We start from the raw sequence: 15,404 nt of genomic DNA, 5'->3' as shown, positions 1-15,404 counted from the left end.
CATGACCGAAATTTCAGAAAAGCTCGATCCCGTTCTCATCGATCGCTTCGCGGCGATCGTCGGCAACAAATACGCGCTGCGCGACGAGCAGGATATCGCGCCTTACCTGATCGAGCGGCGTGGGCTCTGGCATGGCGCGACATCGCTGGTGCTGCGGCCGGGCAGCGTCGAGGAAGTCAGCCAGATCATGCGGCTGGCGACCGAGACGGGAACACCGATCGTGCCGCAAAGCGGCAACACCGGGCTGGTTGGCGCCCAGGTGCCGGACAAATCAGGCCGCGAGATCGTGCTGTCGCTGTCGCGGCTGAACCGCATCCGCGAGATCGATGTCCTGTCCAACACGGTGACGGTCGAGGCCGGGGTCATCTTGCAGACACTGCAGGAAGCGGCCGATGCCGCCGACCGGCTGTTTCCGCTGTCGCTGGCCGCGCAAGGCTCCTGCCAGATCGGTGGCAACCTGTCGTCCAATGCCGGTGGCACCGGCGTGCTTGCCTATGGCAACGCGCGCGAACTGTGCCTCGGTGTCGAAGTGGTGCTGCCGACAGGCGAGGTGTTCGACGATTTGCGCAAGCTGAAGAAAGACAACACCGGCTACGACCTGAAGAACCTGTTCGTCGGCGCCGAAGGAACGCTCGGCGTCATCACAGCCGCCGTGCTCAAGCTGTTCCCGAAGCCGAAGGGGCGCGAGGTGGCGTTCGTCGGTCTGTCATCGCCGGAAGCCGCGCTTTCCCTGTTCAGCCTGGCAATGGACCGCGCCGGAGCAGCGCTCACCGCCTTCGAACTGATCGGCAAGCGGCCGTACGACTTCACGCTGGCGCATGCCCAGGGTGTGACGCGGCCGCTGATGGAGGACTGGCCGTGGTACGTGCTGATGCAGATTTCGTCCGGCCGCTCATCGGAGGATTCGAGAGCGTTGATCGAGGACGTGCTCTCGGCTGGCCTCGAACAGGAATTCGTCGGCGATGCCGTCATCGCTGCAAGTCTTGGCCAGGGCGACGCCTTCTGGAATTTCCGCGAGCTGCTGCCCGAGGCGCAAAAACCGGAGGGCGCTTCGATCAAGCATGACATTTCCGTGCCGGTGGCAATGATCCCGCGCCTCATCGAAGAGGCCGCCGGCGCGGTGGCGTCGGTCAGTGCCGGCGCCCGCGTGGTCTGCTTCGGTCATATGGGTGACGGCAATCTGCATTATAACATCTCGCGGCCCGTCGACGGCGACGACGAGGCGTTTCTCGTTCTCTATCACACCATGAACAAGGCGGTGCATGATGTCGTGCGCAGCCTGCACGGTTCGATCTCGGCCGAGCATGGCATCGGCCAGTTGAAGCGTGACGAACTGATCGCCACCGCGCCGCCGATGGCGATCGACCTGATGCGCCGGGTGAAGGCTGCCTTCGACCCGGCCGGTATCATGAATCCCGGTAAGGTTATCTGATCCTTTCAACGTCTGGTGGCTGGTGGCATTCCGATAACCATCCCTGAGATCAGCAAAATTTAACCGACTTTCTTAAGCGGGGCGGTAAGGAGCCCGCGCTACTGTCTGCTCACAAACGAGGCTGGAAAAACCGGCCCGGAGAGAACCGGACACCGGCTCTCAGGAGACAGACAGGAAGGCACTCTATGAACACCGGACTGAAGCCAGTCTGGGCGGGACGCAACATGCGTCTCGACCCATTCCGCCTGCCGCAAGCGGTAAGCTACGCCACGCGCGACGACTACGGCGACGTGACCTTTACCATCGACAAGCGCGGCGCTGTGATCCGCCGCATGCTCGAGATGAGCGGCTTGCCGGCGATCATCGCGCTGCCTGCCAATGCGTTTCGCGGCGTTGCCGCCCGTGCGATGGAGGATCCGGACGGCAATGTCACGGTGACCCTGGAACTCCTGCACAACGATCCGATGCTGTCGGTGCCGTTGCTGGTTGCCGATGATCTCGAAGATGTCGCCGCAGACTGGCGCGCCTGGGCCGACGCCTACCGTCTGCCGATGCTCTTGATCGAATCGGACGGCGTCGCCCGCACCCTGGAAGAATCGCTCGGCGCCGCCATCAAGACGCTGCCGCCGCAGGATCGCCGCAAGGGCCGCGTTTCGACCATGCGCCGTCCGCGTTTCCTTGCTCGCCGCAGGGCCGGCGATCTCGGTCTCAGGCTGGTCATCGACGGCCAGGAGATCATTTCGAGAGACTGAGCATAATCCGGCTTTTGGATTTGCTCGAAAGGCGAAGCCGCTAGACCAGCGGCTTCAGCGCCACCCACACCGCCCCGCCGATCAGGCCAAGGAAGATCAGCCAGCCGACCTGGTTGTTCGACCTGAACAGCCGCAGGCACTGGTCCGGATTGTCGATATCCAGCACGGCGATCTGCCGGGCCATATGGGCGCCGGCGGCAATCAGCCCGGCCAGCGCCGGCACAGGAGCCTGTGCCGATGCGAAGGCGATGGCGAAGCAGATCAGCGTGCCGCCATAGAGCCCGACAAGCCACGACTTGGTGTTTTCGCCGAACAGCCGTGCCGTCGAGCGCACGCCGACAATGGCGTCATCCTCCTTGTCCTGGTGCGCATAGATCGTATCGTAGCCGATCACCCACAGGATCGAACCGATATAGAGCATGATGGCGGGCCCATCGAGGTCGCCGAACTCGACCGCCCACCCCATCAGGGCGCCCCAGGAAAACGCAAGGCCGAGAACCAGTTGCGGCCAGTTGGTTATCCGCTTCATGAACGGATAGACGGCGACGATGGCCAGCGAACAGATGCCAAGCAGAATGGCGAAACTGTTGAACTGCATGAGCACCACCAGGCCAACCAGCGCCTGCAGGACAAGAAACACCCATGCCCGCCGGCGCGTGGCCTTGCCCGATGGCAGCGGTCGCGAGCGCGTCCGCTCGACCTTGTTGTCGATGTCCTCGTCGACGAGGTCGTTGTAAGTGCAGCCGGCGCCGCGCATGGCGATGGCGCCGATCAGGAACAGCACGAGATACAATGGCGCCGGCAGCAGCGAGAGCAGAGGATCGCCGGGACGCGGATAGGCGCTCGCCGCAAGTGCTGCCGACCACCAGCACGGCCATAGCAGCAATTGCCAGCCGATCGGCCTGTCCCACCGGGCAAGCTGCGCATAGGGCCATATCGAGCGCGGCAGCACACGATAGACCCAATGGCCGTTCGGTGCATCGGCGACACGGCCCTGGGCCGCTTTCGACTGGATCGGTTCCATCACGCTGGATTGGCAGCAGACTGGAAGGCCGTCAAGCAGTCTCGCTTGCGGACGCGAAGATGTCATGAGAGGCGAACCAGACCTTGGCCACATCGATGAATGCCAGCGCCGCATTCGAGACGCGCTGGTGCGTGTCATAGGTGAGCAGGATCCGCTGCATGGGCAGCGGATCGGACAGCGGCTTGCAGATCAGCGGCAGGCCGTCATAGCTGCGGTCGCCATGCGGGCGGGTGTAACTGACGGCGACGCCGAAGCCGTTCGCCACCATGCTGCGCTGGAGTTCGAACGAACTTGTCGTTGAGTCCGCGACCGGGGAGAGGCCGCGGCTGCGGAACAGGTCGAGCATGTGTTGCCAGCTGTGCGGCTGGTCGGTCGTGATCAACGGATAGGCGGCCAGATCCGCCAGGCTGACCTCGGGACGATCCGCCAGGGCATGGCCTGCCGGCAACAAGGCATGCGGCCGAAGTTCACGCAGCAGGATGCGGGCGAAATGTGTCGGCAGGCTGAGGTCATAGGTGAGGCCGAGATCGATGGCGGCATCGCCGAGCCGCCGCCCGAGCGTCTCGAACGTCTCGTCGCGAACGACGATTTTCACGGCCGGATAGCGTTCGGAGAAGGCGCGGATCAGGGCCGGCGCGAAGAAAGGAGCCAGGTCCTCGAAACATCCCAGCACCAGTTCACCGCCGACAGCCGATTTGCTTGAACCCAGGCCGACGAGTTCGTCCGTTTCGGTGAGGATCTGTCTTGCCTTCGCCACGACAGCGCGGCCGAACGATGTTGGCGACACGCCGCTGCCCCGCTGGCGGACGAACAGCTTCTGGCCGAAATTTTTTTCGACGGCGTCGATGGCCACCGAAATCGAAGGCTGCGAAACGTTCAGCATTTTTGCCGCGCCTGTCACGCTGCCAAGGCGCGCCACGGCGACAAGATAACGCAACTGCGTGAGGGTCACATTCATAGGCTAGCCCTATGTACCAAATGAGAAGTTATTATTTTACTGAATGAAAGAGGGTTGCGATAGTCGGTTATTCCAAGAGGAGAACGCCATGGCTTCCCAGATCGACACCCAGACCATCGACACCCAGGTCATCGACGCAAAGACGATCGCCGACTATCAGCGCGACGGCGCGGTTTGCATCCGCGGTGCTTTCAAGGGTTGGGTCGACACGATTGCCGCCGGCATAGAGCGAAACATGCAGAACCGCAGCGCCACCGCGTCCGATATCGCCAATGGTCGCGGCAGTTTCTTCGACGACTATTGCAACTGGGAGCGCATTCCCGAATTCGTCAGCGTGGTGCGAGACTCGCCGGCCGCCGAACTGGCGGCGGCGGTGATGCAGTCGCGCACCGCGCAGTTCTTCCACGACCACGTTCTGGTCAAGGAACCCGGCACGCAGAAGCCGACGCCCTGGCATCAGGACATCCCCTACTACTTCGTCGATGGCCAGCAGACGGTAAGCTTCTGGATCCCCATCGATCCGGTGAAGGAGGCGACGCTGCGCCTGATCGCCGGTTCGCACAAATGGGACAAGATGATCTTGCCGGTGCGTTGGCTCGACGACGGCAATTTCTATGCCGGCGACGGCGACTATCTGCCGGTGCCCGATCCCGACAAGGACCCTGGGATGAAGGTGCTCGAGTGGGAAATGGAGCCGGGCGACGCCATCCTGTTCGACTTCAGGACCGCGCATGGCGCGCGCGGCAACCTGACCTCGGCACGGCGCCGGGCGCTGTCATTGCGCTGGGTCGGCGACGATGCGCGCTATGTCGAGCGGCCTGGACGCACCTCGCCACCTTACCATGGCCACGGCATGCAGCCGGGACAGAGGCTGCGCGAGGACTGGTTCCCAGTCGTCTTCCAGGGCTGAGCGACAGCCAGAACACCGGTGCCGGTATCCGCCGCCGATGTTCGGCAGGGGTAACGTTCCCGTGCGCAATTCCGATCAAAGCGCCCTGATGCCTTGACCCATCGTGCAGAGAGCAATAGCGGGTTCTCTGCAGGAATAGTCGGCATCAAGAGGTGGCCATGAACGTTCTTCTTCTCGGCTCCGGCGGCCGCGAACATGCGCTCGCCTGGAAGATCGCCGCGTCGCCGCTGCTGACCAGGCTCTATGCGGCTCCCGGCAATCCGGGCATCGGCGGCGAGGCCGAGCTGGTGAAGCTGGATATTGCCGATCACGCCGCCGTTGCCGCCTTCTGCAAGGACAAGAAGATCGACCTGGTCGTGGTCGGCCCGGAGGGACCGCTGGTCGCCGGCATTGCCGACGATCTGCGTGCGCAAGGCATTCGCGTCTTCGGACCCTCCAGGGCCGCCGCCCGGCTGGAAGGCTCGAAGGGCTTCACCAAGGATCTCTGCGCCAGATACGACATCCCGACCGCCGCCTATGGCCGTTTCGGCGATCTGGCGTCCGCCAAGGCCTATGTCGAAAAGACCGGCGCGCCGATCGTCATCAAGGCCGATGGCCTGGCGGCCGGCAAAGGCGTCACCGTTGCCATGACGCTGGGCGAGGCACAGGCGGCGCTCGATGCCTGTTTCGACGGGTCCTTCGGCGCTGCCGGAGCGGAAGTGGTGATCGAGGAATTCATGACCGGCGAGGAGGCAAGTTTCTTCTGCCTCTGCGACGGCATCACAGCGCTGCCATTCGGCACCGCGCAGGACCATAAGCGCGTTGGCGATGGCGATGTCGGCCCCAACACCGGCGGCATGGGCGCCTATTCTCCGGCGCCGGTGATGACGCCGCAGATGATCGAGCGCACCATGCGCGAAATTATCGAGCCAACCATGCGTGGCATGGCCGAACTAGGCGCGCCCTTCGCCGGCATTCTCTTCGCCGGGCTGATGATCACTGACAAGGGGCCGAAGCTGATCGAATACAACACCCGTTTCGGCGATCCGGAATGCCAGGTGCTGATGATGCGGCTGAAAGATGATCTGCTGGTCCTGCTCAATGCGGCGACCGACGGCCAGCTTGCACACACCTCGGTGCGCTGGCGCGATGAGGCAGCACTGACCGTGGTGATGGCGGCCAGGGGCTATCCCGGCACGCCGGAAAAGGGATCGGTCATCCGCGGCGTCGAAGACGCGGCGGGCGACGGCGTCCAGATATTCCACGCCGGCACTGCCATCAACTGCGGAGCGCTGGTTGCCAATGGCGGCCGCGTCCTCAACGTCACGGCATCAGGCGCTACGGTCGGCGAGGCGCAGAAACGCGCCTATGCCGCGCTCGACCGGATCGACTGGCCGGACGGCTTCTGCCGCCGCGACATTGGCTGGCAGGCCGTGGCGCGCGAGCAGGCAAACTGAAGTTCCGGAACGGTAGTCTATCGCAAACCGCGATCGAGTTCGGTCGAAGCGGTGCTGAGCGGATCGGGGGCGGCAAAGGCGGCATCGAGTTGCGCGGGCGAACGCTGTTCGGTCCGCTTCCAGGCGACATATTGGACAATGCCGAAAACCGGCCGCCGCGGCACCGTCTTCACGACAGGCATGCGGAAGCCGTCGCGGAACTTCGTCCAGCGCGTGCCCAGCGCCGCGACCATGTCCTCGAAGGTCGGCGGCGCCGCCACCGAGGCGTAGGTGATGGTGACATTGCCGGCGAGTCCGGCTTCGCGTGAGACCGGCAGCGGTATCGAGGCGAGATAGTCAGGCGGCACGTCGATCAGACCGCCGAACGGCCATTGCGCGCGCAGCGTGGCGGCGTCCGTCGGCGCGACATTGACGTCGATGTCCTTGGGCGTGCCGGCGACCCTGTAAGGGCAGCGGAACCGGCCGCAATTGGCTTGCGCCGAAAACTGCCACAGAACGTAGCCTTGCCAGTTGCCCATCGGAAAATGCACGTCGATGTCGGACTTGTAGCGGGCATACCAGAGCGGCAGCCGCGACAGGAGCCGATATCTGTAGCTGTTTTCGGCAATGTACTGGGCCGTCTTGCCATTGCTGTAGAGCACCGGGAAGCGGCCGATGCGCCGATGCACCTGGCGCACGAACTCCTCAGCGTCGTCGAGCGACATCCATTGTGTCGGGTCGTTGCCCTCGATGTCGAGAGCCAGCAGATCGTCCGGCCCGGGTTCGGCGAAATCGAGGAAATTATTGGCCTGTTCGACCGGATTGCCGGGGCGGGCGAGGTGATAGGCGCCCCATTTCAGGCCGAGTGCCTTGGCGACCACCTTGCGCGTCTGGAACAGTTCGCGCGTCACCGCGTGGCGTTTCCAAAGCGCCTTGCAGAGTTTTACCTCGGTGTCGTCGCCGGAACAGAAATAGGGCGGCGGCATGCCGTCGGATGCCTTGTTGATGAAGCCGACGATCCGCTTGTCGGTGGCAAGTTGGGCCCAGTCGATGGAATTGTATTCGTAGGCGTCGACGACCAGGGCGCGGTCAGCATTCTTCCAGGGCTCGGAGAAATCCGAAGCTGTTGCCACCGTCGACAGCGTCATCGTCGCCGCAAAAGCGAGAAGCGCTGTGCGGCGAAGGAGGCGCGCCGTCCTTTTCAAACAGGGAATCCCCGTTGATCAAAGACAAATCCTGGACCGTCATGGTTAAGGAAGTGCTTATGGAAGCGCCGCCGGTAAAGCTATCGTCGGATGAGTGGCTGAAATTGAAACAGGTCGGGCGCTGGCTCTTGCGGCAGCGTGCCTTCGGCGGCGCGTTTGCGGTGGTGGGCGAGCGAACATTGCGGCGAACACAATATGCCGCGGTCCGACCAGTAGGCGGCGCCGTTTTCCAGTCTGCCCTGATGGTACGAGAACCCTGCCGCGCGATAGGGCAGGCCGCATTCGATGCAGCGATAGGCGTCAGGTCTGGCAAGCATGGGGTGGTTCCGGTTTGCTGGTTCTGGTCTGTCGCCGTTCGGCTCGATCCGGCGTGGATTGAATTTAATACGTGCGGGCGCGATTACAAAATCCGCGTGACAAAGTTTGACGTTTACGTAAAAAGAAGATGGGAGACCGCCGCCCAAGGCGGATGGTTTTTGCGGCAGTGCGGGTCCTAGGATCAGTGAGCCGATGTATCAGGAGGAGGGATCGGCATGTATCGGGCACCCGTCGAGGATATCGCTTTCACGCTCAAGCACGTGGCTGGTCTCAAGCCCGCCCTTGATGCCGGCACGTTCGGCGATCTCGGCGAGGATCTGGTCGACGCCGTTCTTGGCGAGGCCGGCCGCTTCGCCACCGACGAGGTCGCGCCGCTCTACAAGATCGGCGATGAGCAAGGTGCGGTGCTGAAGGACGCTGCCGTCACCACGCCGCCCGGCTGGAAGGAACTCTATCGCCGCTGGATCGACGGCGGCTGGAACGCGTTGTCCGGGCCCCTGGAGTATGGCGGCCAGGCGCTGCCGACGATGCTTGGCGTCGCCGCGCTCGAAATGTGGAACTCCGCCGCCATGGCCTTCGGCATCGGCCCGACGCTGACCATGGGCGCGGTCGAAGCGCTCGACAAGCATGCCTCGCAGGAACTCAAGGCGAAATATCTCGAAAAGCTTGTCTCGGGCGAATGGATGGGCACGATGAACCTGACCGAGCCGCAGGCCGGCTCGGACCTCAATGCGCTGCGCGCCCGCGCCGAGCCGGTGGGGGACGGCACCTACCGCATCTTCGGCCAGAAGATCTTCATCACCTATGGCGAGCACGACTTCACCGACAACATCATCCATCTGGTTCTGGCGCGGCTGCCCGATGCGCCGGCCGGCACGCGCGGCATATCGCTGTTCCTGGTGCCGAAGTTCCTGGTCGGTGACGATGGCTCGCTGGGCGCGCGCAACGACGTCTTCTGCTCCGGCCTGGAGCACAAGCTCGGCATCCACGCCTCGCCGACCTGCACCATGATCTATGGCGACGGCTTCGGGGGTGCCAAGCCCGGCGCCATCGGCTGGCTGATCGGCGAGGAGAACAAGGGCCTCGCCTGCATGTTCACCATGATGAACAACGCCCGCCTTGCCGTCGGCATGCAGGGCGTGGCAGTCGCGGAAGCCGCGACGCAGAAGGCGATCGCCTGTGCCAATGAGCGCCGCCAGGGCAAGGCGGCAAGCTACGCTGGCGCCGGAATGGCGCCGATCGTCCATCATCCCGATGTGCAGCGCAATCTCCTGACCATGAAGGCGCTCACGCAGACAGCACGCGCCATCAGCTACTGCTGCGCGCATGCCATGGACCTGGCGCGCGTGTCGGCCGGCGATGAGGCGACGCATTGGCGCGACCGTGCCAATCTGCTGACGCCGCTGGCCAAGGCTTTTTCGACCGATGTCGGCGTCGAGGTTGCCTCACTTGGCCTCCAGGTGCATGGCGGCATGGGCTTCATCGAGGAGACGGGCGCGGCAGCATTCTATCGCGATGCCCGCATCGCACCGATCTATGAGGGCACCAACGGCATCCAGGCCATCGATCTGGTCATACGCAAGCTGCCGCTCGGCGGCGGCGAACATGTGTATGGTTATATCGTCGAACTGGCCGCGGTCGCCAATGCGGTGCGGACATCGAATCTCGAGGGTTTCGGCCGCACGGCCGATGCCCTCGACGAGGCGCTCGCCGAGTTGACACATGCGACCCGCTTCCTGCAAAAAATGTCCGCCGATGGCCGGTCGGACGAGGCGCTGGCGGGTGCTACGCCCTATCTCAGGCTGATCTCGCTGGCCGCCGGCGCGGCTTATCTGGCGCAGGGCGCGCTTGCCGATCAGGGCCGTATCGCGCTTTGCCGCTTCTTCGCCGAAAACCTGCTCGGTGAGGCACGCGCACTGAAGGATCGCATCATCGATGGCGCCGAAAGCCTCGCCGCTGCCGGCAAAATGCTGATTTCAGCCTGACGCTCACAAGGAAAAACCATGACAGACCATATCCTCGTCGAGCGCCAGGGCGCCATCCAGATCATCCGCATGAATCGGCCGGACAAGAAGAACGCGCTGACGCGCGCCATGTACGCGAAGATGTCGCAGACCCTGGCCGGGGGCGACGCCGACCCGGCGATCCGCGTCCATGTCTTCCTCGGCGTGCCCGGCGCCTTCTCCTCCGGCAACGACCTTGCCGATTTCATGGTCGTCGCCACCGGCGGCGACGGCGGCACCGAGGTCTGGGACTTCCTGATGGCGCTGGCCAGGGTCGAGAAGCCCATTGTCTCCGGCGTCGACGGCATCGCGGTCGGCATCGGCACGACGCTCAACCTGCATTGCGACCTGACCTTCGCCACGCCGCGCACCGTGTTCAGGACGCCTTTCGTCGATCTCGGTCTGGTGCCAGAGGCGGGATCGAGCCTTTTGGCGCCGCGCATCCTGGGGCAGCAGGCTGCTTTCGCGCTGCTAGGTCTCGGCGAGGGCTTTTCGGCCGAACGCGCGAAAGCCGCCGGCCTGATCTACGAGGTGGTCGAGGAAGCGGTGCTGGAAGCTTCGGTCCTTGCTGCCGCCGGCCAGATCGCGGCCAAGCCACCGCAGGCGCTGAAGATCGCACGCGACCTGATGCGCGGTTCGCGTGACGAGCTTGTCGCCCGCATCAGCGAGGAAAGCGAGTATTTCCGCGCGCGGCTGAAATCGGACGAGGCGCGCGCCGCGCTCACGGCGTTCATGACCAGGAAGAAGGCCTGAGCCCTTCTTCTAGGGATAAAGCCTCGTCTTGTTCCAGCCGTCTTTCGCGTCTCGGGAAAAGACCACCCGGTCATGCAGCCGGAACGGCCTGTCGTGCCAGAACTCGATGGTCGTAGGCACGATGCGGAAGCCCGACCAATGCTTTGGCCGCGGGATTTCGCCGATCGGATAGCGCGCCGTATATTCGGCCACCGCTTTTTCCAGTGCAAAGCGGCTCTCCAGCGGCCGCGACTGTTTCGAGGCCCAGGCGCCGATGCGGCTGCCACGCGGTCGCGTCGCGTAGTAGGCATCGGCTTCGGCATCGCTGACGATCTCCACCGGACCGCGAATGCGCACCTGGCGGCGCAGCGATTTCCAATGGAAGCACATCGCCGCCTTCATGCTGCCAAGAATCTCCTGGCCCTTGGCGCTCTCGAAATTCGTGTAGAACACAAACCCGCCTTCATCGAACCCCTTGAGCAGAACCATCCGCACATCCGGCATGCCGTCGGCATCGACGGTCGCCAGCGCCACGCCGTTGGGGTCGTTCATCTCGCTCTTGGTGGCGTCTTCCAGCCATGCGGCAAAGAGGCGAAACGGCTCTGCCGCCTCGGTAAAGTCACGGCTTGTTAACTCTGTGTCACTCATAGTTTTTCCCAAATCGTCACGAAGCAGGGGGAGGTTGCCGATTGTCGCGTATAGCGCAAGCTTTTGACAGCAGGCAAAGCGGCCTAATTGCTTCAGCCAGCGCCAAAGCCGCGGTCGTGATGATCGTTCTGCCGCTTGCCGCCTGCGGCGCGGGTGGCTTCAGCCTGGAAAAAGCCGAAGTCGACCGGTCGATCCTGACCAGCAGCATGTCCGCCCCATCTGCGCCGGTCAGTTTGGATCGCGACTCCGACCAGACGACGATCGGCAATGCGGTGTCCTCGGCCGACATCGAGCAACTCGGCGGGCAGGCCGTGCCGTGGGCGAATGCCGGCACCGGGTCACGCGGCTCCATCACCGAGCTGGCGGAATTGAAGGACAAGGGCCAGACATGCCGCCGTTTCAGGGCCTCGCGCGAAAGCTTTGATGGCGTTGCCATGTTCGAAGGCGAACTCTGCCTGGCCAGCGCCGGCGGCTGGCACATGCAGGACTTCAAGGCGCTCTGACTTTCCGCTTTTGATATGCTGCTCGGCCACTGGAATTTCTTCCTATGCGAGCGCATATAGGAGGCTACCACAGACTCACTCCTTTCCAGGGCAGTAAGCATGCGCGACCCCTATGAGGTGCTGGGCGTTGCCAAGAACGCATCGGCCAAGGACATAAAATCGGCGTACCGGAAACTCGCCAAGAAGCATCATCCGGACCAGAATCCGAATGATCCCAAGGCGAAGGACCGTTTTGCCGCGGCCAACCAGGCCTATGAGATCGTCGGCGACGAGAAGAATCGTGCCGCGTTCGATCGCGGCGAGATCGATGCCGACGGCAAGCCGCGTTTCCAGGGCTTTGAGGGTGCCGCCGGTGGCGGTGATCCCTTCGGCGGGTTTCGCCGGCAGCAAGGGGCCGGCGGTTCGCGCTTCGAATTCCGCTCCGGCCGTCCGGGCGGTGATCCGTTCGACGGCAACAGCGATATCTTCAGCCAGATTTTCGGCGACGCCTTTTCGGGCGCGCGCGGCCCCGGCACGGGCGACCGCCGCCATCCGGCGACCGCCGCCGATCTGAACGTGACGCTCGACGTCACCATCGAGGAAGCGGCGACCGCCGAAAAGGTGACGGCGATGTTCCCCGACGGCCGCAAGGTGGCGGTGAAGCTGCCGGCCTATGTCGAGGACGGCCAGACCATCCGGCTGAAGGGGCAAGGCGAGCAAGGGCCGGGCCAGCCGGGCGATGCGCTGGTCAAGATCCATCTGCGCCGGCATCCGCGCTACCGGATCGAGGGCCGCGACCTGCATGCCGATTTGCCGGTGGCGCTGGCGGATGCGGTGCTTGGCGCCAAGGTGCCCGTCGAGACGCCGACCGGCAAGCTCGCGGTCAACGTTCCCGCCTGGTCGAACTCGGACAAGGTCCTGCGGCTGAAGGGCAGGGGCCTGCCGGAGAAAGCCGGTGGCCATGGCGATCTCTATGCCCATGTGCGGATCATGCTGCCGGAAGGCGGCGACAGCGCGCTCGAAGCGCTGTTGCGCAGCCAAAAAGGTTGATTGGCGGCTTTTGTCCCCCGAACTGTCCGGTTTGAACGCTTGAAGGGGCACTGTGCCTGTGCGATAGGGCACTCCACAAAGCAGAAAATCTTGCGGAGAGCGCTCACATGGCGGGTGGACAGGGCCTTATGGCCGGCAAGCGCGGCCTTATTCTTGGCGTCGCCAACAACAGATCGATCGCCTATGGCATCGCCAAGTCGTGCGTCGACCATGGCGCCGAGATCGCGCTCACCTATCAGGGCGAAGCGTTCAAGAAGCGTGTCGAGCCGCTGGCGGCGGAACTCGGCGCCTTTGTCGCCGGCCATTGCGACGTCACCGACCCGGCGAGCCTCGACGAGGTTTTCGCCAACGTCGCCAAGCATTGGGGCAAGCTTGATTTTCTCGTCCACGCCATCGCTTTTTCCGACAAGGACGAGCTGACCGGCCGCTACGTCGAGACGACGCGCGACAATTTCCTGCGCACCATGGACATTTCGGTCTATTCCTTCACCACCATCGCCAAGCGCGCCGAGGCGCTGATGACCAATGGCGGCTCGCTGCTGACGCTGACCTACTATGGCGCCGAAAAAGTGATGCCGCACTACAACGTCATGGGTGTCGCCAAGGCGGCGCTCGAGGCCAGCGTGCGCTATCTGGCCGTCGACCTCGGCGCCAAGAAGATCCGCGTCAACGCCATCTCGGCCGGCCCGATCAAGACGCTTGCCGCATCCGGCATCGGCGATTTCCGCTACATCCTGAAGTGGAACGAATACAATTCGCCGCTGAAGCAGACGGTGACGCAGGAGGAAGTCGGCGATTCCGGCGTCTATTTCCTGTCCGATCTGTCGCGCGGCGTCACCGGCGAAATACATCACGTCGATTCGGGCTACCACGTCGTCGGCATGAAGGCGGTCGACGCGCCGGATATTTCGACGGTCAAGGAATAACGCCCCGCCAAACCGTCGTCCGTCCCGATCCCGCCCCGGAAGACCTGATGTACCCGCTGGTTTATATCGTGCGCCACGGCCAGACCGCGTGGAACGCCGAAGCCCGGCTGCAGGGGCAGGCCGACACCGACCTCAATGCGCTTGGCCGCGAGCAGGCCACCGGCAACGGCCATCGGCTGGCCGCGTTGGTGCAAGATCCCGAGGATTTCGATTTCGTCGCCAGCCCGATGAAACGAACGCGCGAAACGATGCAGCGCATCCGTGCCGCGATGAAGCTCGATCCAGATGCCTATCGAACCGATCCTCGACTGGTCGAAGTCAATTTCGGCGATTGGCAGGGGTTTACCTTTGCCGAGCTCAAGACGCGGTATCCGGGCGCGAAGCGGACACGCGCGCTGGACAAATGGAACTTTCAGCCGCCCGGCGAGGGCGCGGAGAGTTACCAGATGCTGCTCGAACGGGTGCAGCCCTTGTTCGATGCGATCGAACGCCGGACGATCTGCGTGACGCATGGCGGGGTCATGCGAGCCCTGTTTCGCTTCGTGGAGGGGATGGCAGAGGACGAGGCGGCGAACCTGGAAATACCGCAGGACCGTGTGCTCAGGCTGCAGGGTGAACGCCTGGAGTGGCTCTAGCTATGAAGGCTATACATCCGAGACTGGTTTAGAAGGCTCCCAACTCTTGGCCCCGGTCGTTAAGGATGAACGTGTTATTCGATGTAGGTCACCACACCCGTTTCAAGATCATAGATTGCCGCGACGATCTTCAGCTTCCCGGCCCCGGTGAGACCGGCCAAGAGCTTGCTTGAAACGGCCAGGCGCCGCGCAGTTCGCCGCGCGCTCTCCTTAGCGGTGTTGTCGACGAAATCGCCCGCCTCGCTCCGCACCGCGATCGCCGCAGGCAGGATCGGTTCGATCATCGGGCCGATCGCGCCCGGATAGGTAGCGTTCTTGGTGACCACGTCGCAAGCCGCCTTGACGGCACCGCAGCTTGTGTGCGCGAGCACGACGATCAATGGCGAGCCGAGCACCGCCGCGCCGTATTCGACCGTGCCGAGCGTCGCGGTGTCGACGAGGTTGCCAGCATTCCGGGCGACGAATAGGTCTCCAACGCCGTGGCCGCCGAAGATCAACTCAGGCGGAACGCGACTGTCGGCGCAACTGATGACCGTAGCCCAAGGCGCCTGGTGTGCGGCAACAGCGTTCCGCTCCGCGGCAAGGTCAATCGAGCAGAGTTCCGGGTGGCTGACATAGCGTTCGTTGCCGGACTTCAACGCGGCGATCGCTTCATCAGGGGACAGCGTCGTTGCAGTGCCCTCGGCCGCGCGCGCCGACCAGGAAGCTCCACCAAGACCGATCGCGACGAGCCCCGCGCCGACCTTGAGGAAATCCCTCCGGTCGACCCCTTCGCCCTCGCAGTCGCTGCACATTGTTCGGCCCCCGCCGCGGATCTTCCATTCGATGGCTGGATCTGCGAGCTGAGATTGCTACCAACGGATGGCGTTGGCAAGGGCCGGCCCTCGCCCAGCGCGCCCAAGCTGCTTGGACAA

Annotated in this window: 16 protein-coding genes; 10 read left to right on the top strand and 6 right to left on the bottom strand. The window is 63.8% G+C overall.

The window, feature by feature from the left end:
* The first annotated feature begins 1 nt into the window (after nucleotide 1).
* Complete coding sequence (locus ACFFNA_RS28295) at nucleotides 2–1,432, top strand: FAD-binding oxidoreductase (protein ID WP_378923208.1); 1,431 nt, start codon at nucleotides 2–4, stop codon at nucleotides 1,430–1,432.
* A gap of 185 nt (nucleotides 1,433–1,617) precedes the next feature.
* Nucleotides 1,618–2,184, top strand: a complete 567-nt coding sequence (locus ACFFNA_RS28290; protein ID WP_111546853.1) for a DUF6101 family protein — start codon at nucleotides 1,618–1,620, stop codon at nucleotides 2,182–2,184.
* A gap of 40 nt (nucleotides 2,185–2,224) precedes the next feature.
* On the opposite strand, the gene ubiA is transcribed toward ACFFNA_RS28290, so the two are convergent.
* The gene (gene ubiA / locus ACFFNA_RS28285) at nucleotides 2,225–3,208 is read right to left on the bottom strand and encodes a 4-hydroxybenzoate octaprenyltransferase (RefSeq protein ID WP_111546852.1); all 984 of its coding nucleotides are present in this window, start codon (nucleotides 3,206–3,208) and stop codon (nucleotides 2,225–2,227) included.
* Nucleotides 3,209–3,239: 31 nt separating this feature from the next.
* Nucleotides 3,240–4,166: a LysR family transcriptional regulator gene (locus ACFFNA_RS28280; RefSeq protein ID WP_378923207.1), complete on the bottom strand. Its 927-nt coding sequence runs from the start codon at nucleotides 4,164–4,166 to the stop codon at nucleotides 3,240–3,242.
* 88 nt (nucleotides 4,167–4,254) lie between these two features.
* On the opposite strand from ACFFNA_RS28280, the gene ACFFNA_RS28275 reads away from it, so the two are divergent.
* On the top strand, nucleotides 4,255–5,076 hold the full coding sequence (locus ACFFNA_RS28275; RefSeq protein WP_378923206.1) for a phytanoyl-CoA dioxygenase family protein: 822 nt from the start codon (nucleotides 4,255–4,257) through the stop codon (nucleotides 5,074–5,076).
* Between the two features lie 158 nt (nucleotides 5,077–5,234).
* Nucleotides 5,235–6,512, top strand: a complete 1,278-nt coding sequence (gene purD / locus ACFFNA_RS28270; RefSeq protein ID WP_378923205.1) for a phosphoribosylamine--glycine ligase — start codon at nucleotides 5,235–5,237, stop codon at nucleotides 6,510–6,512.
* 17 nt (nucleotides 6,513–6,529) lie between these two features.
* On the opposite strand, the gene ACFFNA_RS28265 is transcribed toward purD, so the two are convergent.
* Nucleotides 6,530–7,696 carry a glycoside hydrolase family 25 protein gene (locus ACFFNA_RS28265; protein WP_378923204.1) on the bottom strand — a complete coding sequence of 389 codons (1,167 nt, stop codon included), beginning with the start codon at nucleotides 7,694–7,696 and terminating at the stop codon, nucleotides 6,530–6,532.
* Nucleotides 7,697–7,776: 80 nt separating this feature from the next.
* A complete protein-coding gene (locus tag ACFFNA_RS28260) occupies nucleotides 7,777–8,013 on the bottom strand; it encodes a hypothetical protein (RefSeq protein ID WP_378923203.1) in 237 nt (78 codons plus the stop codon).
* A 216-nt stretch (nucleotides 8,014–8,229) separates the two neighbouring features.
* Here ACFFNA_RS28260 and ACFFNA_RS28255 point away from each other — a divergent pair, with 216 nt between their 5' ends.
* A complete protein-coding gene (locus ACFFNA_RS28255) occupies nucleotides 8,230–9,999 on the top strand; it encodes an acyl-CoA dehydrogenase family protein (RefSeq protein WP_378923202.1) in 1,770 nt (589 codons plus the stop codon).
* Between the two features lie 18 nt (nucleotides 10,000–10,017).
* Nucleotides 10,018–10,770 carry a crotonase/enoyl-CoA hydratase family protein gene (locus ACFFNA_RS28250; protein WP_378923201.1) on the top strand — a complete coding sequence of 251 codons (753 nt, stop codon included), beginning with the start codon at nucleotides 10,018–10,020 and terminating at the stop codon, nucleotides 10,768–10,770.
* A gap of 9 nt (nucleotides 10,771–10,779) precedes the next feature.
* Here ACFFNA_RS28250 and pdxH read toward each other — a convergent pair whose 3' ends face one another.
* The gene (pdxH, locus tag ACFFNA_RS28245) at nucleotides 10,780–11,397 is read right to left on the bottom strand and encodes a pyridoxamine 5'-phosphate oxidase (protein ID WP_111546845.1); all 618 of its coding nucleotides are present in this window, start codon (nucleotides 11,395–11,397) and stop codon (nucleotides 10,780–10,782) included.
* Nucleotides 11,398–11,438: 41 nt separating this feature from the next.
* Here pdxH and ACFFNA_RS28240 point away from each other — a divergent pair, with 41 nt between their 5' ends.
* The 4 genes from ACFFNA_RS28240 to ACFFNA_RS28225 all read left to right on the top strand — a co-directional run bounded on the left by ACFFNA_RS28240 (nucleotide 11,439) and on the right by ACFFNA_RS28225 (nucleotide 14,490).
* Nucleotides 11,439–11,900 (top strand): RT0821/Lpp0805 family surface protein, encoded by a 462-nt coding sequence (locus ACFFNA_RS28240; protein ID WP_378923200.1) that lies wholly within the window; start codon nucleotides 11,439–11,441, stop codon nucleotides 11,898–11,900.
* Nucleotides 11,901–11,999: 99 nt separating this feature from the next.
* The gene (locus ACFFNA_RS28235; protein ID WP_378923199.1) at nucleotides 12,000–12,929 is read left to right on the top strand and encodes a DnaJ C-terminal domain-containing protein; all 930 of its coding nucleotides are present in this window, start codon (nucleotides 12,000–12,002) and stop codon (nucleotides 12,927–12,929) included.
* Nucleotides 12,930–13,036: 107 nt separating this feature from the next.
* Nucleotides 13,037–13,855, top strand: coding sequence for an enoyl-ACP reductase FabI (fabI, locus tag ACFFNA_RS28230; RefSeq protein ID WP_111546842.1), 819 nt, complete (start codon nucleotides 13,037–13,039; stop codon nucleotides 13,853–13,855).
* A gap of 47 nt (nucleotides 13,856–13,902) precedes the next feature.
* A complete protein-coding gene (locus ACFFNA_RS28225; protein WP_111546841.1) occupies nucleotides 13,903–14,490 on the top strand; it encodes a histidine phosphatase family protein in 588 nt (195 codons plus the stop codon).
* Nucleotides 14,491–14,564: 74 nt separating this feature from the next.
* Here the strand turns inward: ACFFNA_RS28225 and ACFFNA_RS28220 are convergent, their stop codons facing one another.
* Nucleotides 14,565–15,284, bottom strand: a complete 720-nt coding sequence (locus ACFFNA_RS28220) for a carbonic anhydrase (protein ID WP_378923198.1) — start codon at nucleotides 15,282–15,284, stop codon at nucleotides 14,565–14,567.
* Between the last annotated feature and the right edge of the window lie 120 nt (nucleotides 15,285–15,404).

The organism is Mesorhizobium kowhaii (genome assembly GCF_042431665.1).
Classification (GTDB): Bacteria; Pseudomonadota; Alphaproteobacteria; order Rhizobiales; family Rhizobiaceae; genus Mesorhizobium; species Mesorhizobium kowhaii.
The sequence above is the reverse complement of the archived record's forward strand: the minus strand, read 5'-3'. Positions and strand labels throughout refer to the sequence as shown.